Here is a 21,948-nt window from a genome sequence, read left to right as displayed (position 1 = left end):
CCTCACTTATTCTGTGTAATGTTCTCTTGCTGGTGCTGGTGGCTTCATTTCTCTGGTATTGATTCTAACATAAATCGCCGCAGCCTATCACGCTCACAGGCTTACGGCGATTGTCCATTCTTAAACTGCTTTTGCTTCAAGTGTTGACGTTGTCACCTGTGATTCTCTTCGCAGGAATAATCCTATACCTAATGAAGCCAAACCGATAATCAGTATACAGGCTCCTAGCTCTACACCATAAAAAGTCAACTCACCGTGTCTAAAGGCCATTCCACGAATCATACGATTGAGCCAATTCATAGGCAGAGCCCATGCTGTAACCTGAAAAAATGTTGGAAATGCAAGTGGCGTCAGTTGAATACCTGTTACTAGAAATGATGGATATAGGATCAAGCTCATTCTCACACCAACCCTGGACACGTTTTGAACAGAATAACCAAGTAACATCGCGAGCAGACATAATGCCATCGAATACAGCAATAAAGGAATGATAAAGACATACGGTGCCGCTTCAAATCGCATATGTCCCACTTGTTTTAACATCCCATAACTGAGCAGAGAAGAGCAGGTGCTTAATATCACATAGGGCAAGACACGAATCCAGAGCTGGAAGGGGGAATTCCCCTCAGATATAAGCTTACCCTCTTGCCGAAGACGGGGAGCGATCGCGCCAGCCGCACCCGTCGTGAGCATCAGTATGATGATATTTACAAATCCAATCACCATGGTACCGATATAACTTGAATTTGGATTATATAACATGCGCTGCACTTGAGATAGCGGGGACACCAGAGCTTTTGCTGATTCGATGTCAATGCCGGTTTGAGTAATACGTGATACGGCAAGCGTCATATTTTCGGTTGTTATTATTTCTTGAATTGCAGGCCGAATACCACTCAGGCTGGAAGGCATCGTGTTGTCCATCCATATCCCGATACTTGAGGGCAATCCTTTGTCTTTACGTTGCTCTAATCCATCCGGCAAGAAAATGACTGCCACTGCCTTCTCGTTCGCCAGGAGCGTATCCGGAGAGAGGCGATTGGCAAACACATTCGTGACTTTCATATATTGAGAAACATTGATTTCTTCAATGAGTTGCCTTGAATAGGAAGAGTGATCCTCATCCACAACGACAACCGGTGTTTCGCTCAACTGATTCTGGGAGAACATAAGTCCAAAAAATACAGCGGCAATGAGAGGGGCAGCAAAAATAATAATGATCCACTTACTCCCGCGTATGTGCTTCCATTCATCAGCCAGTGATTTCATCAAGCTGCACCTCCGCAGTCATCCCCGGAAGCAAATCTGTACTTGTTGGAATAGAAATCCGGATCAGAAACATACTTAGATCTGATTGCCCCTTTTCCCGCGTCATGCGCAGATTGGCGAATTGAGGGGAGGGGGATATCGACGTAACCACCCCTTCCTTTACAAGAAGATTCTCCAGATATGGAAAACGAACGTTTACCTTTTGATCTGCCTGAATCTGGTTAATCTGCGATTCCGGAATATACAGATCAACATAAAACCCTTCGGAGTTAGGTTCCGTATTCAATATTCCCTGCTTTTTACTTTCAGCCTGACTCACGGCGTCTGTCCCATTTGCGATCAACAAACCGCCGGCCAAAATAATGATCAAAGTTATGACGATATACAAACTCCATTTAGACTTCAAGATGATCTCTCCCTAATCTTATTACTCTCTATTATGATAAGAGTTGGTTCACACACATTTTCCAAGCGTAATCAAACGACCTCCGGTTTCCTTTGTTCCATTCTCTGATGGGCCTGATCTGCGGCCTCCATGATGATTTCGCCCAGGGTTGGATGCGGATGAATGGTCATGGCTACATCTTCTACTGTTGCTCCCATCTCAATCGCAAGGGAAAGCTCAGATATAAGAGTAGATGCTTCAGCCCCGACAATCTGTGCACCCAATACAAGGCCAGACTCCGCGTGAGCAACGATTTTGACAAATCCTTCGGTTTCCTTCAGAGCCAGTGCACGGCCGTTAATGGAGAATACAGATTTACCAACGACAACAGGAATTGATTTTTGCTTACACGCCGTTTCGCTAAGACCAACGCTCGTAATCTCCGGGTGAGAGAACACAACGAGCGGAATAGCTTTGTAGTCGATGACAGAGGGTTTGCCTGCGATCGCTTCTGCTGCAATTTTTGCTTCATAGGAAGCTTTATGAGCCAAAGCAGGACCTTGAACAATATCTCCAATGGCATAAATATGCGGGATGGATGTTCTGCACTGTTCGTCAATCTCGATCAAGCCTTGTGGAGTAGGGGACAGACCTATATGTTCAAGACCCAAGGCTCCATCTGTGTTCGGTTTTCTGCCTACCGTAATTAATGCATAGTCAGCTTGAACAACATGGTGTTCATGCTGACGCATATAGTGGAGATCGATGTGACTCGTATATTGATCTGCTCCTATAACCTTAGCTTCGGTTAAGATCGTTATCCCGTCCTTTTTCAGTTGACGAACGACAGGTGCAACAAGCTCTGCTTCGAATCCGGGCAAAATCTGTTCACCGCCCTCAAGTATCGTAACGTTAGTTCCAAATCTCGCAAACATCTGACCCAGTTCCACGCCAATATAACCGCCGCCAACCACAACGAGACTCTTTGGAATGTCGGGCAGCGATAGCGCCTCAGTGGAAGAGAGAATTCGTCCACCGTAAGGAAGAGAGTTTATTTCAATCGGACGGGAACCGGTTGCCAGGATGAGATGCTTAAAGCCTATTCGACGTGCATTCTGTTCAGCGTGATATATTTCAGCGGTATGTGCATCAATCAAGCTTGCTTCTCCTTCGATAACAGTCACACCCGCCGTTTTGAGTAAAAACCGAACCCCTCCAGACTGCTTATCCACCACAGCTTGCTTGAACACCTGAGCCTCCTGATAAGAAGAAGCTCCGTCAACAGCTCCCCATTGTCTGCGCATATGAAGACGCTCCGCTTCAGCAATGAGCGCTTTGGAAGGAATACAGCCTACATGCGTACAGACACCTCCGATCTGTTGGCGCTCTACAATGGCTGTTTTCATGCCTAGTTGTGACGAACGTAAAGCAGCCACATAACCGCCAGGCCCTGATCCAATGACCAGCGTATCTACGACTTCTAATGAATTCATGATTGGTACCTCCAAATTTAAAATATGATGATCGTAATATATTATAGTCATCATATTTTAAGGGAGTCAATACTCCATTTGCAGTCACTCAACCTTTGCTGAAGATACGGATAGTATGAATTGACATTAAATAATATGATAACTATAATATTTTAAAACACACTCACAGATACAGACTTATATAAGGGGGAGAAGTAGGGATGCCTTATCCAAAAGGGCACAAGCTCAAAGTTCGGAACCATATTATTACCAGTGCGGCCAAAGCATTTCGAACCCATGGCGTGCGGAATATTAGTCTTCCACATATTATGAAAGGTGCTGGACTGACACATGGGGGATTTTACTCCCATTTTGAAAATAAAGATCAGCTTGTGATGGAGACCTGTCATTTCGCCATTAGTGATACCATTGCAATGCTGCAGAGCATTGCAGACAAAAACAAAAACGAAGATCAGACGCCGATTGAAGCCGTCATTGATTTTTATTTAAGTTCCCTGCATCGAGATCAGACGGAAGTCGGTTGTATCTTACCCGCTTTATCGGGAGAGATATCCCAATTATCGGAGGATATTCGACAAGCTTACACGCAGGAGTTGCAACGTTTTATCGCGTTTATTACAACTATAGCTGGGATCAATACAACTGATGGTTATGCATTGGTTAGCAGTATGGTGGGTACCGTTGCACTGGCACGGGCAGTTAGTGATGCGAAGTTCAGTGATGATCTGTTACAGGCAGGTCGTGTGCAGGCCAAACAAATGGTAAAGGTTGGCTCCAGGTAACAACGACATTGATGAAACAGAGGAATGAGGGAGAAGAAGACATGAATATCAGAAAAATAAACGAAAATGGAGTATCTATTGCTTACGTTACAAGTGATGAACAATTAATTACCGATGTTCAATCCGCTATCGATCTTATGGCTACGGTTCGATATGAGGCCGATTGTCACCGTATTATAGTTAACAAATCTGCTGTCAGTGAAGTGTTTTTTGATCTGAAAACACGGCTGGCAGGTGAAGTGTTGCAAAAATTCATCAATTACCATACCAAAATTGCGATCATCGGTGATTTTTCCGGTTATACCAGCAAAAGTCTTCGAGATTTTATCTATGAAAGCAACATGGGGAACGATATATTCTTCGTAACAGAGGAAGAACTGGCTATTGAAAAGCTAAGCAAGAAACAGTGATCCAAGTTAACTAAAGAAGAGACTGGAGAGATTTAGATGCATATCGTGCCATACCGGGAACAAGATCAGGAACGACTGATTCAGATTTGGGAGAGAGCTGTTCGAGCAACACATACATTTTTGGAGGAACAACACATTCAATTCTATCGGGATGTGGTAAGCAAAGTATTACAGGAACGGCAAGTCGAAGTGTGGGAAACTCTAGATAAAGAACATCAGCCTGTCGGTTTTATCGGGTTGCAAGATAACTTTATTGAGATGTTATTCGTCGATCCAAGTCAGCATGGACAGGGAGTTGGTCGTCTGCTGATCGAACATACCATCAAGATCAAAGGACGCCACCTAAAGGTGGATGTCAACGAACAGAATCCTGGAGCTGCACAATTCTATAGCAAAATGGGGTTTGTACAGATCGGACGCTCCGAATTCGATGGTTCTGGTAATCCGTTCCCGCTGTTGCATCTGGAAATTTCATAAAGGATAAGAATGTTCCCATTGAAGTCGCTAATTTAGCGACTTTTTTTTGCGGGTGTAACCTAGTATGATCTGAATCCTTCACTTGGTCCTATGCCAAATATAAATATTTACCTCTTGCATAAAGAACACATGTTCGGTTTATAATATATACAAACATACGTTCTTAAATGTACAGGAGTGATTTCAGTGTGGACTAAGCAGCGAACCATCATGCTCATTGATATGCAGAGTTTTTATGCTTCAGTCGAAAAGGCAAAAATGCCCCAATACAAAAATAGACCTCTCGCCGTTGCAGGCGATCCAGCAAGACGTTCTGGCATTATTCTTGCCGCTTGTCCATTAGCCAAAGCTAAGGGGGTATCTACCGCAGAACCACTCTGGCAGTCTCTTCAGAAGTGCCCTGAACTGATCATTGTCAGACCTCACATGCAAGAATATATTGAAGTTTCCACCCAAATTATGTCCATTATTGAGGAATTCACCGATCTGGTTGAGCCATACAGTATAGACGAATTATTTGCTGATGTTACAGGGTCTATGCATTTATTTGGTAATGATCCAATCGATCTGGCCAAACAAATTCAAGACAAAATCTATAACGAAACAGGGGTTTACGCCAGAGCGGGCATTGGCGAGAACAAAATTATCAGTAAATTATGCTGCGATATGATTGCCAAAAAAGCGGAGGGCGGCATTTTTCACTTAAAGAAAGAGGAGTTACATCTTCACATTGGAGATAAACCCATCCGCGATATGTGGGGGATTGGCTCAAGAATGGAAAAACATCTGTGGAAGATGGGCATCCGAACCATTAAAGACCTGGCGAATACGCCTCTCTCCAAATTAAGAAGCAAATGGGGTGTTAATGGAGAAGTCATCTGGAGGGTTGCCAATGGACTCGACAATTCGCCGGTAACGGTCAACACACACAATACACAAAAGGATATCGGAAACGGAATGACCCTGCCCAGAGATTTCACAGAAGCATGGGAGATTGAAGTGGTTATTCTCGATATCTGTACAGAAGTGTGCAGAAGAGCCCGTAAAAAGGGGCTGATGGGTAGTGTCATATCTGTGAGTGTATCGGGAGCAGATTTTGATCACCCAACGGGTTTTCACAGGCAGGTTAAACTGTCTGATCCTACAAACATAACCGTTGATGTGTGCAAAATAGCCAAACGCATATTCCATCAACATTGGGATGGGCAACCTGTGCGTCGTGTAGGCGTTTCCCTGTCTCAATTATCCAACGCGGATACATATCAACTATCTTTCTTCAATGATCAAGAGCAGAAACGAGCCATTGATCAGGTGATGGACAACATCAAGGATCGATATGGCGACATTGCCATTCTTCGAGCGAGCTCCATTACGGCTGCGGGCCAAGCGATCGATCGAGCATCTAAAATTGGGGGGCATTACAAATGAGCAAAAAACTGGAGGCCAATGGATTATGGGAATCGAGCCGCATGATGCTTCCACAACATAAAGAACGAATTATACAGCATCGTACTCAAATTCATGTTCAAGCGAAACCTCTGATTCATGAAGATGAGTGGGAGATTATTGCTCAACATATAGATATGTCCCTCAACTATACGTTGCAAGCCACCTTTGAAGTATTTCATGAGTCAGGCAATCGGTATATACACGGGATCGTCACTTCAGTCAGTGCCTTTGGAAAAAAAATAAAAATTGAAATGGATAATGGATTTGAATGGGTCGATTTTGATCAACTGGTCACTGTAAAGTTTGAAGAAGGAGGAGGTGTGTACGGTGAGACAAACTTCTGAGGAACTTGCACTCGTCAAGAGGCTGGTAGAGCTTCCGTATCTTTTAGGTGCTCTGGAGGTAGATAAGCATAAAATATACGCTTCAAACTTTAAGATGAAATCGGTGTATATTGATTACCTGGACGGTACCCAAAAGAAAATTGCTTTAGAGATGTACAAGTCAAAACAAAGTTTAAAGGAACATCATATAAAAATCATTGAAGAGGAGAGATCCGAACTGAGTTTAACAGTAAATTATTCGGTAAGAGGTTACCTTCACAAAATGACTCTATTGTGGAGCAAAGTGAAAGTGGATGTGACCTTAATGCTTACTGAACATATGAGCGTTGATATTACTGATATGCCAAGATAAACATAGAGTTAGAGCAGAATACGGTATATAACGGCATAGGGTGGATATAATACAGCTATAACCATTGTTTTCTTCTCCCGATTTGGGTAAACCGACCTTTGAAATTGAAGGGTCGGTATTTTTTGTCTCAAATTTTGTGATTGGCATATTAACCATATAAAATGAGAGAAATCAGGTTAGTTCAATAAGAATTGCGTTTTTTGGCACCTAACCTGTATTTATCTTGACAGTAATTGAGTCTGACTCGTAATATTTGAAGTGGAGATGTAGGAAAGGGGACTCGCTGGACAATGTGGACTTCCTTGTAATGATTATCTAAACTGGATCGCTCGACTTGGTGTTTTGGTTATAACCACACGCCTCGTTTGTGATGCCGATCTGCAATCATTCAAGGGACGCGAGGAACCGTTTGATCAAACCCGGGCGCGGATACTTGATGTATCCGTTTTTTTGTTTTACCCAGGAATTCCATCTCCAACGAAAAATGGATTTCTCCCTCCCTTATTAAACGGAGGAAATAAAATGAGCAAACTATATGGAAAAACGGCTATCGTGACAGGCACAAGCCGCCCTGGTGGGATCGGAACCGCCGTCTGCCGCACGTTGGCGCAAGAAGGCGCTAATGTGTTCTATACCCATCTGTACGATTACGATAAGACAGAGAATCCGGGAGATGCCGACAAGAACTGGCCGGATCTCTTCGCTGAAGAACTTCGCTCGTATGGCATTAAGGCAGCGCATATGGAGGTCGATCTTACCGATCCTGCTTCTCCGGCGCGAGTGCTTGATGCTTGCCGGTCGGCTGTCGGGCTGCCGACCATTCTCGTCAACAACGCTACGTACAGCGTATCAGCTGATTTCCGTCAATTGAATGCATCACTGATCGATGCACACTGCGCTATGAACATTCGAGGCACGTTCATGCTATCGGCCGAATTTGCGCGTATGCTGGAGGATGAACTGGCTGGCCGGCAGGTCCTTTGCGGTGGCCGGATCATCAACCTTACATCCGGTCAGGGTAAGGGGCCGATGCCTGGCAATCTCGCTTATGCCGCAACAAAAGGCGCTGTCTCCACCTTTACCGAATGTCTGTCTGCTGAGCTGGCTCCGTTTCACATTACTGTGAATGCGGTTGATCCCGGTCCTACTGATACGGGTTGGATGTCAGAAGAAGTGAAAAAAGCCTTGCTACCGGGATTTCCGATGGGCAGGATCGGTCTTCCTGAAGATGTATCCCGCCTGATTGCTTTTCTGGCAAGCGATGACTCCCAATGGATCACCGGACAAATCATCCATTCTCGAGGTGGGTTTAATTAGGCAGACGGTTCATTAACTCAAGGGAAACAACAGTTCCATAAAACCAAATAAGGCCGCCGATCAACAGAATCGGCGGCTTTATTCAATTACTGAGCAGTAAAGTTTAGTTATAATCAATTTTTATCACCAGAAAATAAAGTCTACTTGGTAGAATTGTGGAGTAAAAATCACATTAACTGGAGTGGATACTATGCTTTCTGAGGAAGATTATGCGAAGGTAGCGAAAGAAGCTTTACTTCAATACCCAATCATTTGGGAAAAACTTGTGTATCTCGGAAAGAATGATAATGTTACATTTCAAGTTCAGACCAACGATGATAATCAAAAGTATCTTATCAAAATCCATATCTCAACGATTTCCATTCATCCAAAAGGGAATGTTGCATCAGAGCTTATTTGGCTTGAAGCTTTGGTTAAAGATACAAATCTCGTCGTACCTGCCCCTGTCAGAAATTTTCAAGGTAATCTGGTAACAGAAATATCAACGGATCTTAGCGAAAATACAATCATGGTGACGATTCATCATTGGATTCATGGAAGTGTGCTTAGAAGAGAGCCAACAAGTAATGAAACTGAAAATTTGGCTCTCTTAATGGCGGCTCTCCATAAACATTCTATGCAGTGGAATCCACCTGAAGGCTTTAATAGACCAATATACAATTCTGATCATTTATATTCATCACTTGATCAATTAAAACAGTTAGTAAATTTGGAGCTTATCTCAAGTGAGGTATTTGTTTATGTGGAAGAGTCAGCCCATAAAATAGCAAATGTGATACAAAATCATAAACATTTGCCAAGTAACTGGGGAATTATTCATTCTGACCTTCATGAGAGTAACTATGTTTTTTATGAGGATACTCCTCGACCCATAGATTTTTCCAATTGTGGCTATGGCTTTTATTTATTTGATATGGCTGAAACATTTATGCACCTTTCATCTGAGAATAGGAAAGTATTTATTTCAACGTATAGCAAAGTACATCAACTACAAGAGAATTATTTCGAGTTATTAGAAGCATTTTTTATATGGTCAATAATTAGAACTTTTGCATTCCACTCTCTAAATTCAAATGAACAACCATCCTTAGCGGAAAATTTTCCATCAGTTATTCAGAACTATTTTAAGAAATATCTTAAAGGAGAAGATTTTTTATTGAACTGAGAAGATATTTCTCAAGTCAGCTATAACGATGGAAGGATTATCATTGATGTTGGCCCGAATCGGTAATCATTCTAAGATTATCGGTTCGGGCCTTTTTGATGAAAGTCGCTGATGTCGCAGCATCTCTGATCAGGATTATCCAATATACAACAGGTTTACGTCTCCGCCTGTTAACGTCTTCGGAACGCTCCACCACGGGCCAGAGCATAGAAAATCAAGAGAGCAATGATTGAGCCAACGATCGCGGGTATGATATGAAATCCACCCACCACCGGCCCCCTCGGTCCCAACAGTTCATACCCTAACCAAGATCCCACAAAACCAGCAATGATATTCCCGAGTACGCCTCCCGGCACGTCCCGTCCAATCAGATTTCCACTTAACCAGCCAATTAACCCACCGACAATAAGTATCCAGATTAGATACACGCATTGGTCTCCCTTCCATTGAATTATTACAAGTTATGTTTCGTTAGAGGGAATGTTGCGGATGATCCGAGAATCGATCATGAAATTATTTCCATTTTAATCCAATGATAGTAAAATCGATTGTACCACCACTAGGTATGAATGCTGGTGCAGATAGGGATTGAAGATGACCAGTACAGAAAGGAGGCAGTTAGGTGTTCTTATTTCGAATTCCTTTTATTATAGCCTTGTTGATGATGTGTCTGATGTCAAGCTTGGCTGCTTGTTCTGAGCCAGAGCAAGCGGAAGATAAGGGTGTTACGACAAAGGCTGACTTCACAGAGCAGAGCCAGCATTTTAATCTGAATGTGCAAGAACCGTCATGGAAGCTGGATACCACCCCCGTCAATCTAAAGTGGTTCGTTGGAGCCGAATGGTATGGGCACACATGGGGTGAGAGCCTAACTTCCAAATATGTCACCGAAAAAACAGGGGTTCATATCGAATTTGAAGTACCCACTGTTGAACCAAGCGAGATGTTATCACGGATGTTGACGACCGGTAGTCTGCCGGATCTGATAACCATCGGCTCCTGGGAGAGTGCCGTTAACAAACTCCGGGAGAGTAATCTCATCTATGCCCTGGATGAGCTCGCCAACCAGTATGATCCTTACTTTTTCAAGGTAGCAGATGATGGTGCTCTACAATGGTATCGACAGGAAGACGGCCACACCTATGTCATTCCCAATGATGCTTACAGTCCCGAACAGATGCGTTCAACCGGCTTGACGGGAGCAAACCAAACCTTTCTCGTACGTAAAGATCTGTATGAGTCAATGGGCAAACCGGACCTTAGCACACCGAAAGGTTTTCTGGATGCACTGCACTTGCTGAAGAATCAATATTCGGTTTATAAAGGCCAACTAATCAGTCCGTTTTGGGCACAGGGAAATGCATCCTATGGAATGACCGAATACTTGCAAAATTTGCTTGCGATCCCCCATGAACAGAACGGAAAGGTATACGACCGAATGACAGATCCCGATTATATCGAGTGGCTGAAAACATTTCGTACTGCATACGAGCAGGGTTTGATTAATGTTGATTTTCTGGTCGACTCCAGTGCACAGGTGCAGGAAAAAACCAGCCATGCCCAATATTTTATGATGATTCGGGAATGGACAGACATATCGGACCTCAATTCGAAATTGGAAGTCCTTACGAATCAAAATTCAACCTATATTGCTGTAGATGGACCCCGGAACAGCAGGGGAGAATCCGCCAAACTGTTCCCTGGCAGCATGGATGGCTGGATGGTTACGATGATTAGCAAATCCACGAAAAACCCTGAACGAGCCATCCGTTTTTTGACCTATCTGGCCAGCGAAGAAGGCCAAAGAGATTTATTTTTGGGCAAAGAAGGTGAAACTTGGACGATGGAGAACGGCAAACCGCAGCTGACGGCGGCAATGGTCCAGTTGTATGACACAGATCGGGAGCGGCTGGAAAAGGAATATGGCATTATGGATACCTACTGGATGCTTCGAAACCCTGCTTTCGTCAACCCGTGGAGACCAGAACATACTCCGTCCATTAAGCAAATGGAGGCGTTCGCTAACCAACACGCCGATCTGGACAGCGGCATCTATAAGGGACTCGATCCTGTGGGTGATTCCGATATAGCGTTAGCCTGGTCACGTATTTCGCAGAATTGGGAAGAGGTGCTGCCAGAACTGATTACAGCGAAGGATGAAGCTGCTTTTGACAGAATTTTCGAGAATTTTCTGATCCGTCGTGTGAACTATGGCTTTAACCAGGTGATGGAATATCGCCAGGCTGAACTGGAACTGCGGAAAGCCAAGATCGGCAGATAACCATTCCCTAATAAAAATCTAAAATCTCAGCTAACTAGCAATATGTGGTATAACCAAGGTGGTGAATACATCCGAATGAAATACTTACTGACGAGATTGAGGAAGCTTTATCGCAATGCCCGTATATCCCAAAAGCTGTTTCTGGCATTTAGTCTGATGATTGCCATACCTGTTATTTTGATATCCTTTGTGTATATCCGCATGCAAGAAAACCAGCTATATAAGGACGCTATGGCAACGGGCAACAGTCACGTTTCATGGCTGAATGAACAATTGCGCAGAAGAATGGACATGATTGAGACCGTTTCCAATACAGCCCTCACTCAAAAGTCATTTGTGGATTTTATTCATTCCAATATGATTGTGGATGGACTGCGACTGGTAAAGTTTAAACAAAACCAGTATGAGCAAATGCTCAATATCATTCAAAGCAATGCGATGATCAGTGAGCTTAGCTTTTACGTCGATAACCCAAACTTGTACGAAATCTGGCCTGAAATTTATCATTACAAGAAATTTTCACCTCAGGATTATTGGGTAAAGCTTCGGGATGAAGGTGGTGCGGGTTACCGCTTATTTTCATTTAGGGATGGTGAACACACATTATCCTACTATCGTCTGGTTCGCCTTCAAGGGCAGGAACAAAAACGCCCCAGTATTATGGAAGTGCGCGTCCCGCACAGCATGTTTTTCAGCGATCTGCTCCAGGAGAGCAAGGGGGACTTCTTTTCAGTGTTGATGAACGCAAGTGATCCTCCCCAGTATGTTTACAATCCCCAGCATGAGTTTTCTGAGAGGTACGGGCAGGGGCTGAAGGAGATCCTTGGGAATATTCATCGCCAGTTGGATATATCGCCGCAGGAAAGCCCGCTTCAGGTTAAGGTAGGAAATGAAAGCTATTATGCATTGTATCGATACATCGCTCCATTGAACACTTATGTGGTCGATATTGCTTCTCATCAGACATTGATGAAAGGGCCGCGCAGTTGGTACGCATTTGTGGTAATGATTACTTTATGTGTATTGCTGCTGATGATGTTACTCGTATCCCAAACGACGCGGCGTATTTTCCGGCGGTTGGACAGTGTACTGGTATCCATGCGTCAGGTTCGGAAAGGCGAGCTGGATGCCATGATAGATACAGGCCTTGATGAGAACGAAAGAGGAGATGAAATCGATGAGGTGGCGGTGAATTATAATAAAATGTTACATGAAGTCAAACGCCTGATGACACAGGTCGTGGATAAGCAGTTAATTGCCAAAAACGCACAGTTACACTCTCTGCATTCGCAGATCAATTCCCATTTTTTATATAATGCGCTGGAATCCATTCGAATGGTGGCAGAGGTACAGCGGCAACCTGCTATAGCCAATTCATTGGTGTCGCTCGGCTCCCAGCTACGTTACAGCATGCAGTGGCGCAGCGATACTGTTGCATTTCGTGACGAGCTTGCCAACATCCAAAGTTATATTGAATTTATCAACTTCATGGAAGGCGGCAATATCATTATGACGGCAGATCTTCCGCAGGAGATCCTTCGCTACGCCATTCCCAAGATGTGTATGCAGCCCATTGTTGAAAATGCGGTTCATCACGGAGCACCTTCAGGCGGTAGCGTATCTATAGAAATTACGTTTTCTGTGGAGAATGACTGTCTGCTATTCATTAACATAAAAGATGACGGAGAAGGGTTAGAGCCTGCGATGTTACACCGTCTTCAGGCAGTACTGCGAAGCGAATCGGATACGCCGATGGTTACCCGCAGGAGCGGACTTGGTTTGGAAAACGTGAATAAGCGGTTGCAGCTTCATTATGGCAAGAATTGCGGTCTTTGGATTGATAGTGTGCAAGGCGAATATACCTGTGTAACGATACGCTTGCCTTGGGAAAATGAAAATCTTGGAGGGTGGTAGAGCATGATGAATATCCTGATTGTGGACGATCAAAAACACATTCGTGACGGGCTGCAGGCCATGCTGCATCAATTTCCTCTGAAGCTGAACAACATATACTGTGCCGCGAGCGGGATGGAGGCGCTGTGCCTATTGCGGCAGCATTGCATTCACATCGTTATTACCGATATCAGGATGCCGGATATGGATGGGTTGGCACTCATGGCTCAAAGCAAAGAGGAATCCATGGATGTGGAATACCTCATTATCAGCGGTTATAGTGATTTTACATATGCTCAAAAAGCGATCGGACTTGGGGCAAAGGGCTACTTGCTAAAACCTTTGAAACGAGAGGATCTGCACAATTCCCTGGAGCATATATGGCAAGAGATCGAGACACGGCAGGCACTTACGCATAATATGCAGCATGTATCCCGTCTCGCCCAAGAGACCGAGAGTAAAGAATTAAGAATGTTTATGCAAGGTGCGTTAAGTGATGATACATGGATTCTTCAGATTGAGGAACAAAATGATGTATTATGGCGTAATTATCGCCTAGCCCTGCTGAAGGAAGAAGTTGGCATTAAGCAGCCCGGAGCCAGCAGCGTCCATAGCATGGAAGCCATTGCTTATCGTGTGTTTGGCAGACAAGGTTGTATTTGCCTGCAACATCGCCCATACCTGATCCTTGCGGTGGATGCGTCCATAGATCCAAATGTTCTGCCTGCAGCACTCAAGGAAGGAAAGATCGATGCCATAACAGCCATGACTAACCCGATTCAGGGGTTAAAAGAACTACCACACAGCTATACCCAAGTGCTTGAGCTCTATCGCCACAGTTACCTGTTTCCTGATCAGTATAGTATCTTCCCAGCACATATTGAGCATATGGAGCAGCAGTGGCAACTTCCCTATGAAGACTTATATGAACTCTTCCAGTCAATCGGAACAGATAACAGTGGAATAATGACTCAGGGTATTTCTGCACTATTTCACAAAAAGGTATTGCAGCGCTATCCTATTCGCTATACCCAGCAGCTCTGCGCCGCCACCATTCAAATGATGGAGGAATACGAACGAGTTATCCGCCCTTATATGGGGGAAGAAGCGCTGGACCTTGAATCATTGCGTAATCTCTTTGATTATCCAGGGATGCGTGATTATCTACAAGCACTGCAACAGCAGCTGCTTCGGCTGAATCAGTTCTATTATGACTATAAATGCAGCTATCGCCATTCGAATGATCTTAATGAAGCCATTCGTTTTATACACGAGAGTTACCATAAACCGCTGGATCTTGCGATGGTATCCAATCATGTATCGCTTAATTATGCTTATTTTTCAAATCTGTTTAAGAAGAATATGGGTAAAGGTTTTGCTGAATACCTACGGGATGTACGTCTGGATAAAGCGCGGCGGCTTCTCGCCGAAACTGATCATAAAATTGTTGAGGTGGCTGCTATGGTTGGATATGAAAGCTATAAAAGCTTTACACGTGCGTTCCGACATGTGATGCAGATCCAACCCACTGAGTACCGACAGATGATGCGGCAGAAGGCAGATTGAATCAAAAGCCAAAAAAATGGGATACCACAAAAACAATTGTACCTTTTCAGCAAATTAACCTATTCGTAGAATAAAGATATCCCTTATGTAAGCGATTACCTTAATACGTATGGATTGGGAGAAGCTATTATTCTATTAAAGGAGGGCAATTATGAATCCATCTCACTTTAGGGAGAAACGGTTTATGAAAAAGGTACTCGGTATGTTGCTTGTGGTTGTGATGCTGGCTAGTATTGGCATACTTCCGGCTTCAAAGGTTCAGGCAGCGGGAACTACCGTAACCTCAATGGAGTACTTCTCACCAGCAGACGGGCCTGTTATTTCAAAATCAGGTGTTGGCAAGGCCAGCTACGGATTTGTTATGCCTAAGTTCAATGGTGGCTCCGCGACATGGAATGATGTTTACAGTGATGTAGGCGTTAATGTGAAAGTGGGCAACAACTGGGTTGATATCGACCAGGCAGGCGGATATATCTATAACCAAAACTGGGGGCACTGGAGCGATGGCGGCTTCAATGGCTATTGGTTCACCCTCTCCGCAACAACCGAGATTCAGCTGTACTCCAAAGCGAATGGTGTGAAGCTGGAGTATCAGCTTGTATTCCAAAACATCAACAAAACAACCATCACAGCGATGAATGCGACACAAGGTCCACAGATCACAGCGAGCTTCACAGGCGGTGCGGGCTTTACATATCCAACGTTCAACAATAATCCTGCGGTCACTTATGAAGCTGTTGCGGATGATTTGAAGGTATATGTCAAACCTGTTAACAGCAGCACCTGGATCGATATTGACAATAACGCAGCCAGCGGCTGGATTTACGATCAAAATTTTGGCCAATTCACGGATGGCGGCGGTGGGTATTGGTTTAACGTAACGGAGTCGATCAATGTCAAATTGGAATCAAAGACTTCTTCGGCTAATCTTGTTTATACCATTACGTTTAATGAACCTACAAGAAATTCATATGTCATTACGCCATACGAAGGAACAACCTTCACAGCAGATGCAAATGGTTCCATCGGGGTTCCGCTTCCGAAAATTGATGGGGGAGCGCCCATCGCCAAGGAACTCGGTAATTTTGTATATCAAATTAACATCAATGGGCAATGGGTTGATTTGAGTAACTCCAGCCAGAGCAAATTTGCATACTCCGGTAATGGGTACAACAATATGTCTGATGCCAACCAGTGGGGATACTGGGCCGATTACGTTTATGGCCTGTGGTTCCAGCCGATCCAGGAAAATATGCAGATTCGTATCGGCTATCCACTGAACGGTCAGGCGGGCGGAAGTATTGGCAACAACTTCGTCAACTATACCTTTATCGGCAATCCCAATGCTCCGCGTCCGGATATATCTGACCAAGAGGATATCTCTATCGGAACGCCAACCAACCCGGCTATCGCGGGCATGAACCTCATCTGGCAGGATGAGTTTAACGGAACTACGCTGGATACAAGTAAATGGAACTATGAAACAGGATATTATCTCAACAACGATCCCGGTACATGGGGGTGGGGTAATGCAGAGCTGCAGCACTACACGAACAGCACCCAAAATGTATATGTACAGGACGGAAAGCTGAATATCAAAGCTATGAACGACAGCAAGTCTTTCCCGCAAGACCCGAATCGATATGCACAGTATTCTTCAGGAAAGATCAACACCAAGGATAAACTGTCATTGAAGTACGGCAGAGTCGATTTCCGTGCCAAACTTCCTACAGGTGATGGTGTATGGCCTGCACTGTGGATGCTTCCACAAGACTCGGTATATGGTACTTGGGCTGCATCAGGTGAAATTGATGTGATGGAAGCGAGAGGCCGTCTGCCTGGATCCGTAAGTGGTACCATTCACTTTGGTGGACAATGGCCCGCGAACCAGTATTCGGGCGGCGATTATCACTTCCCGGCAGGGCAAACTTTTGCCAATGATTATCATGTATACTCGGTAGTCTGGGAAGAGGACAACATTAAATGGTATGTTGACGGCAAGTTTTACTATAAAGTCACTAACGAGCAGTGGTATTCCGCAGCCGCACCGAATAATCCGAATGCACCTTTCGATGAGCCGTTCTACCTCATTATGAACCTGGCAATCGGCGGAAACTTTGACGGTGGCCGCACTCCGAACGCATCTGATATCCCGGCGACGATGCAAGTGGATTATGTACGTGTGTATAAAGAACAGTAATAAAACAGCAATTTCCACAATGAACAAGCCGTTGATCTGATGATGATCAACGGCTTGTTTTGTTCCATCGAATTTTCAGTTCAATTTTCTATTTCAACTATGGTTGAACAATTTTAGGATTAGTTGATCTTGTATCTGAATAGTGAAATGATGAGTTTGTATAAAGCCGATTTTATAGAATGTATATTGAGCATGCAATCCGATATGAGGTAAAATCTACTCAAGCAAATGATAATGATAATGATTATCATTATAAATGAATTATTTTTGCTACAATACATAAAACTTACGGGAGTGAAGGCAGACATGGCAAGATCAGTATTTATGAAAATTAGGTGGATATCGCTTATAACGGCAGCCATGATTACGGTGACAGGTTGCGCATCGGCAAGCGAACAAGGTGCAGCTACTGTGCCTACCGATCAAGCTGGGCAGGCAACCGCAGCGACCAGCGAAGCTCCATCTCAGACGGGGACACGCGTTGTAACCGATGGCTTCGGAGAGGTAGAGATTCCGACCAATCCGAAGCGAGTCTCAGCTCTTTATCGTGAAGATTATTTGGTTGCGCTTGGCGTAACGCCTATTGTGCAATATTATAACCCGATGTGGGGCAAGCAGGATTATTTGAACCTGGATGCACCGTTATTCGACGTGACCGGAAATATTGAGGCTTTGCTTGTGGCCGAGCCAGATTTAATCATCGGAGCCGGAGAGGTCGATGCTGAACAATACGAGCTTTACTCCAAGGTTGCTCCGACGTTTCGCTTGCCGGACGATGTTCTTGCGGATTCGCGCAAAACATTGACCTTAATTGCTGATTTGCTTGGTCTCAGCGAGAAGGCTGAGCAGGTTATTGCCGATTACGATGCTCGCATTGCCGATGTAAAAGCAAAGTTAAACTCAGCGATCGGCAATGAGAAGATTGTTGTTCTGCGGATGAACGTCGCGGACAAATCGATTAATATTTTCGGCATCCATAACACGTTTGTCGGAGAAATCTTGTATAAGGAACTTGGGCTGAAGGCACCCGCGTTCGCCGAGGCGATGACGGAGGGCAACATCGTCTTGTCGAATGAGGTTATTCCGGAACTTGACGCGGACCATATTATTTTGCTGCCGTCCAACGGAACGTGGGAGGAAGAGAGTAACGCAAAAGCGCTTGAAGAAATGAAGGCTAATTCGTTATGGCAGACCGTTCCTGCATTTAAGAACGGCCATGTATATCCCGTTGAAAGATCGTATTGGCAGACGGGAGCCATTACAGCCAACGGGCTGAAGATGGATGATTTACTTCGATTACTTGCTCCATAACGGAGCAGGGAAGAGCCACTTTTCAACGAAGGTTGAAGGGCGGCTCTTTTTAATTTAAACTATATACAATGAGAATGAATATCAATTGAAAGGCGATGGATAGTAAGAATGGATATTGAAGAGGGCAAACAAGCGTGGACGGCTCCTTTAGTTCAATATGTGCTGCAATCGATCCGCTTCTTTGTAGTGGGCGAACAAGTAGAGACGAGTGACTGGGGCGAAGACGGAGATCGAAAGCGAAACGACAAAGAAGGTTTTGAACTCTTCTTTATCATGAATGGAACCGGTCAGGGAAAATGCTATTTACAGGGTGTTGGCAGACCTTTCTCTATTAATCAACAGCTCATAAACTGCAGCTATTACCGAGTGTGCTTCACAACCATCGGCAATGATGAAGCTTCAAGCTTGCTGCCTGACAAGCAAGAGCTTGCCTGCACTCCCTTCGCGAAGGTGATGGAACTGATTGATGAGTTATATGGACTTAGCGAAGCGACAGGCGAGCTCGAGCTGTTTCAACGATATGTTAAATTCCAAGAGCTGCTGCTCTTTCTATTCCGCCAAAATGCACCTGCAACTGAAGATAAAGGAACGGATATCAATCTTCACGGGGTAGAGCGCAGTATACGGCACATCCATGAATATTACCGTGAGCTTCTGACGGTCGAGGAGCTGGCTTCCATTGCAGGCATTGATCGCTGGAAGTATACTCGTCTGTTCAAAGAGGTTACAGGTCAAGTACCGCTTCAGTATTTGAATGAAGTACGGATTAGTCAAGCCAAGAAGTGGCTGGCATGCGCCGATGACAGGCTGCTCGATATTGCGCTCAATGCAGGATTCAACAATGAATATTATTTCAGTCGTCGTTTCAAACAGACGGTAGGCATCTCGCCCGGACAATACCGCCGAAGCCGCAAGGGAGAGCTTAGAGTAGTAGCGCCGTATTTGGAGGATTTTCTCGTTGCGCTGGGTATGCAGCCGATCGCTCAATATCGACATGAGAAATGGGGAAAACAAGACTATCTGGGTTTAAACCACATTCCGACGTTCGACGAGAACAACGGCAATTTTGACGAGCTTACCTATTATAATCCCGATCTGATCTTGCTTGTAGATCGTTACGAGCAACAACAATATTCTCAGTGCCGACGCATATCCAACACATGCATCCTGCGAGAGCAGACCACGAATTGGCGTACGCTGCTGCGTACCGTCGCCGATTATTTTGGCCGGATGGAGTTGGCCGACGATGCGATTGCAAATTATGCTTTCAAAGCACGGAACGCAAGCCACACGCTGAATCAGCTTATGAAAGGTGAAACAGTCGCCTTTTTGCGTATCTCGGCGGACCAGATCATCCAATATACGGAAGAAGGGCAAGGCTTTGTTTCAACGGTACTCTATGGTGACGTTGGCTTGCGCTCCCATTCCGCAGTAGGTATAACCTCAAAATCGAATAGGCCGGGTATGTTCACTCTCTCTGTAGAGGAACTGAGTGCGTTAACCGCAGACCATCTGTTCATTACTTTTGATAAGTGGCATAGCCAAGAAGAAGGGAAGGAACGGGCACTGCTGGAGCAGCCAGAGTGGCGCGATCTTCCCGCTGTAAGAAACAACCGCGTATATGAGGTAGATTTTCTAACTTGGATGAATAACGGTATTATTTCTAACGGCAAAAAAATAGATGATATCCTGCGATCGTTAGCATAAGTTTGTTTCCCTCTCAACCAAAGGCTCAGCACTCTCCGTTTTGTATAAAGCAACCGTCGGTTTTGTCCATTGTTATTGTCACGTTGCCGAAGCTACAATGATAATGATTATCATAAGTGCGGACATATACATAAGCCGGCAGGGGGAGGACTTCAATTGAATGAGCAGCTTGAATTATACGATGTGACAATTATCGGCGGTGGTCCTGCGGGAATGTATACTGCTTTTTATAGTGGAATGCGTGATTTAAAGACGAAGTTAATAGAAGCGAAAGACGAGCTGGGAGGGCGGATGCTCATTTATCCCGAGAAAATGATCTGGGATGTTGGCGGATTTACCCCAATCCTATGCGAAAAGTTAATCGCCCAATTATCGGAGCAGGCAAGAACGTTCGACCCAACGATTGTATTCGGCCAGCACATTGTCGGATTGGAGAAACAAGCGGATTCGACCTACATTCTGGAGGCGGCAACAGGGGAGAAACACTGGACACGCACAGTCATTCTGGCGATTGGTCGCGGTATTCTGCGAATGGCGAAGCTGGAGCTGGAAGGGGCTGAGCGCTATGAAGTGTCCAATCTGCACTATACGGTACAGGAACTGGAGCCTTTTAGAGGAAAACGAGTGCTTATTTCGGGAGGGGGAAATTCCGCTGTCGATTGGGCGAACGAGCTGGTGTCCATCGCTGCTCAGGTGACGGTCATACATCGACGGGATCACTTTGGCGGACACGAAAAAAACGTTGTTCGAATGAAGGAGTCCTCCGCCGATGTGCTTACGCCATATGAAGTTACGCAATTATATAGCGGCAATGGACAGGCAATTGAACGGGTAACGATTGCCCATATCGAATCAGGAGAAACGCACGAGCTAGAAGTTGACGAGGTCATCGTCAACCACGGACTGAAATCCGATTTTACAGGGATCAAGGATTGGGGGCTGGATATGGACGACTGGAACATATTCGTCAGCCCAAAACTTGAGACCAACTTGCCGGGCATTTTCGGGGCTGGCGACTTTGCCAATTACGACAGCAAGCTTAACCTGATTGCAGGGGCATTCACGGATGCTGCCTTAGCTCTTAACAGCGCCAAACGGTATCTAGATCCCGAAGCGCCAAGAATGGCTTATGTATCATCACATAACGAGAGGTTTAAAGAGCGGAATAAAGCGCTTGGCGTAGCTAATGAATAGCGGGGGCTGCAAACCATATACGAACAGAGACTGGATAACCGAAACGGGCCATGGAGGACCAAACAGAAACAAACGTATAAACACCGCACCCAACATACTCTCTCGTGTTGGCATTAGATTAATGATCATAATATGTACGTAAGTCTAAACAAAGTCGCTATTTTAGCGGCTTTGTTTTATTTTATCGGAACAAGTTCTTGTGACGAGCCAAAGACCAAAACTTGTTCCCCATTACCGGTTGGATGAATATTTTTTCTTCCAGTGTGCGTTCATGTACCTGAATGACACTGAAAGATTGACAAAGTCAACATGTTTATATATAACTAAATTAGTTATAACCATTATGGTTATAT

General features: G+C 44.7%; 19 protein-coding genes. 15 read left to right on the top strand and 4 right to left on the bottom strand.

Annotated features, from left to right (window positions below; all coding sequences use genetic code 11):
* Positions 1 to 120 precede the first annotated feature (120 nt).
* From MKY73_RS14080 to lpdA, 3 genes are all read right to left on the bottom strand, one after another.
* Positions 121 to 1,269 carry an ABC transporter permease gene (locus MKY73_RS14080; protein ID WP_339308205.1) on the bottom strand — a complete coding sequence of 383 codons (1,149 nt, stop codon included), beginning with the start codon at positions 1,267 to 1,269 and terminating at the stop codon, positions 121 to 123.
* Positions 1,253 to 1,675 carry an HlyD family efflux transporter periplasmic adaptor subunit gene (locus tag MKY73_RS14075; protein WP_339308204.1) on the bottom strand — a complete coding sequence of 141 codons (423 nt, stop codon included), beginning with the start codon at positions 1,673 to 1,675 and terminating at the stop codon, positions 1,253 to 1,255. Before MKY73_RS14075 ends, MKY73_RS14080 begins: the two co-directional genes overlap by 17 nt.
* Before the next feature lie 71 nt (positions 1,676 to 1,746).
* Complete coding sequence (lpdA, locus tag MKY73_RS14070) at positions 1,747 to 3,147, bottom strand: dihydrolipoyl dehydrogenase (protein ID WP_339308202.1); 1,401 nt, start codon at positions 3,145 to 3,147, stop codon at positions 1,747 to 1,749.
* A gap of 200 nt (positions 3,148 to 3,347) precedes the next feature.
* Here lpdA and MKY73_RS14065 point away from each other — a divergent pair, with 200 nt between their 5' ends.
* The 8 genes from MKY73_RS14065 (at position 3,348) to MKY73_RS14030 (ending at position 9,443) form a co-directional block, all read left to right on the top strand.
* Entirely contained in the window at positions 3,348 to 3,929 is a 582-nt protein-coding gene (locus tag MKY73_RS14065) for a TetR/AcrR family transcriptional regulator (RefSeq protein WP_339308200.1), read from the top strand.
* 41 nt (positions 3,930 to 3,970) lie between these two features.
* On the top strand, positions 3,971 to 4,339 hold the full coding sequence (locus MKY73_RS14060; protein WP_339308198.1) for a DUF4180 domain-containing protein: 369 nt from the start codon (positions 3,971 to 3,973) through the stop codon (positions 4,337 to 4,339).
* A gap of 36 nt (positions 4,340 to 4,375) precedes the next feature.
* Positions 4,376 to 4,816: an acetyltransferase gene (locus MKY73_RS14055; protein WP_339308196.1), complete on the top strand. Its 441-nt coding sequence runs from the start codon at positions 4,376 to 4,378 to the stop codon at positions 4,814 to 4,816.
* Positions 4,817 to 5,026: 210 nt separating this feature from the next.
* On the top strand, positions 5,027 to 6,244 hold the full coding sequence (locus MKY73_RS14050; protein WP_339308596.1) for a DNA polymerase IV: 1,218 nt from the start codon (positions 5,027 to 5,029) through the stop codon (positions 6,242 to 6,244).
* Positions 6,241 to 6,609, top strand: a complete 369-nt coding sequence (locus MKY73_RS14045) for a YolD-like family protein (RefSeq protein WP_339255430.1) — start codon at positions 6,241 to 6,243, stop codon at positions 6,607 to 6,609. The genes MKY73_RS14050 and MKY73_RS14045 overlap by 4 nt, the downstream gene beginning before the upstream one ends.
* Positions 6,593 to 6,961 carry a hypothetical protein gene (locus MKY73_RS14040; protein ID WP_339233825.1) on the top strand — a complete coding sequence of 123 codons (369 nt, stop codon included), beginning with the start codon at positions 6,593 to 6,595 and terminating at the stop codon, positions 6,959 to 6,961. The genes MKY73_RS14045 and MKY73_RS14040 overlap by 17 nt, the downstream gene beginning before the upstream one ends.
* 522 nt (positions 6,962 to 7,483) lie before the next feature.
* On the top strand, positions 7,484 to 8,278 hold the full coding sequence (locus tag MKY73_RS14035; protein WP_339308194.1) for an SDR family oxidoreductase: 795 nt from the start codon (positions 7,484 to 7,486) through the stop codon (positions 8,276 to 8,278).
* 190 nt (positions 8,279 to 8,468) lie between these two features.
* Positions 8,469 to 9,443, top strand: a complete 975-nt coding sequence (locus tag MKY73_RS14030) for a phosphotransferase (RefSeq protein WP_339308192.1) — start codon at positions 8,469 to 8,471, stop codon at positions 9,441 to 9,443.
* A gap of 170 nt (positions 9,444 to 9,613) precedes the next feature.
* Here the strand turns inward: MKY73_RS14030 and MKY73_RS14025 are convergent, their stop codons facing one another.
* Positions 9,614 to 9,871: a GlsB/YeaQ/YmgE family stress response membrane protein gene (locus MKY73_RS14025; RefSeq protein WP_074095306.1), complete on the bottom strand. Its 258-nt coding sequence runs from the start codon at positions 9,869 to 9,871 to the stop codon at positions 9,614 to 9,616.
* 194 nt (positions 9,872 to 10,065) lie between these two features.
* Here MKY73_RS14025 and MKY73_RS14020 point away from each other — a divergent pair, with 194 nt between their 5' ends.
* The 7 genes from MKY73_RS14020 to MKY73_RS13990 all read left to right on the top strand — a co-directional run bounded on the left by MKY73_RS14020 (position 10,066) and on the right by MKY73_RS13990 (position 21,595).
* Positions 10,066 to 11,724 carry an extracellular solute-binding protein gene (locus MKY73_RS14020; RefSeq protein ID WP_339308190.1) on the top strand — a complete coding sequence of 553 codons (1,659 nt, stop codon included), beginning with the start codon at positions 10,066 to 10,068 and terminating at the stop codon, positions 11,722 to 11,724.
* Positions 11,725 to 11,799: 75 nt separating this feature from the next.
* Entirely contained in the window at positions 11,800 to 13,638 is a 1,839-nt protein-coding gene (locus tag MKY73_RS14015; RefSeq protein WP_339308188.1) for a histidine kinase, read from the top strand.
* A gap of 3 nt (positions 13,639 to 13,641) precedes the next feature.
* On the top strand, positions 13,642 to 15,183 hold the full coding sequence (locus MKY73_RS14010) for a response regulator (RefSeq protein WP_339308186.1): 1,542 nt from the start codon (positions 13,642 to 13,644) through the stop codon (positions 15,181 to 15,183).
* Positions 15,184 to 15,334: 151 nt separating this feature from the next.
* Complete coding sequence (locus MKY73_RS14005) at positions 15,335 to 17,383, top strand: glycoside hydrolase family 16 protein (RefSeq protein ID WP_339308184.1); 2,049 nt, start codon at positions 15,335 to 15,337, stop codon at positions 17,381 to 17,383.
* Positions 17,384 to 17,689: 306 nt separating this feature from the next.
* Complete coding sequence (locus tag MKY73_RS14000; RefSeq protein ID WP_339308182.1) at positions 17,690 to 18,694, top strand: ABC transporter substrate-binding protein; 1,005 nt, start codon at positions 17,690 to 17,692, stop codon at positions 18,692 to 18,694.
* Between the two features lie 108 nt (positions 18,695 to 18,802).
* On the top strand, positions 18,803 to 20,401 hold the full coding sequence (locus MKY73_RS13995) for an AraC family transcriptional regulator (protein WP_339308180.1): 1,599 nt from the start codon (positions 18,803 to 18,805) through the stop codon (positions 20,399 to 20,401).
* A 156-nt stretch (positions 20,402 to 20,557) separates the two neighbouring features.
* Positions 20,558 to 21,595, top strand: a complete 1,038-nt coding sequence (locus tag MKY73_RS13990) for an NAD(P)/FAD-dependent oxidoreductase (protein ID WP_339308178.1) — start codon at positions 20,558 to 20,560, stop codon at positions 21,593 to 21,595.
* The last annotated feature ends 353 nt before the right edge of the window (positions 21,596 to 21,948 follow it).

Origin of the sequence: Paenibacillus sp. FSL R5-0519, assembly GCF_037974275.1 — a bacterium.
In the GTDB taxonomy this organism is placed as follows: Bacteria; Bacillota; Bacilli; order Paenibacillales; family Paenibacillaceae; genus Paenibacillus.
This window is presented reverse-complemented; position numbering and strand designations above follow the sequence as displayed.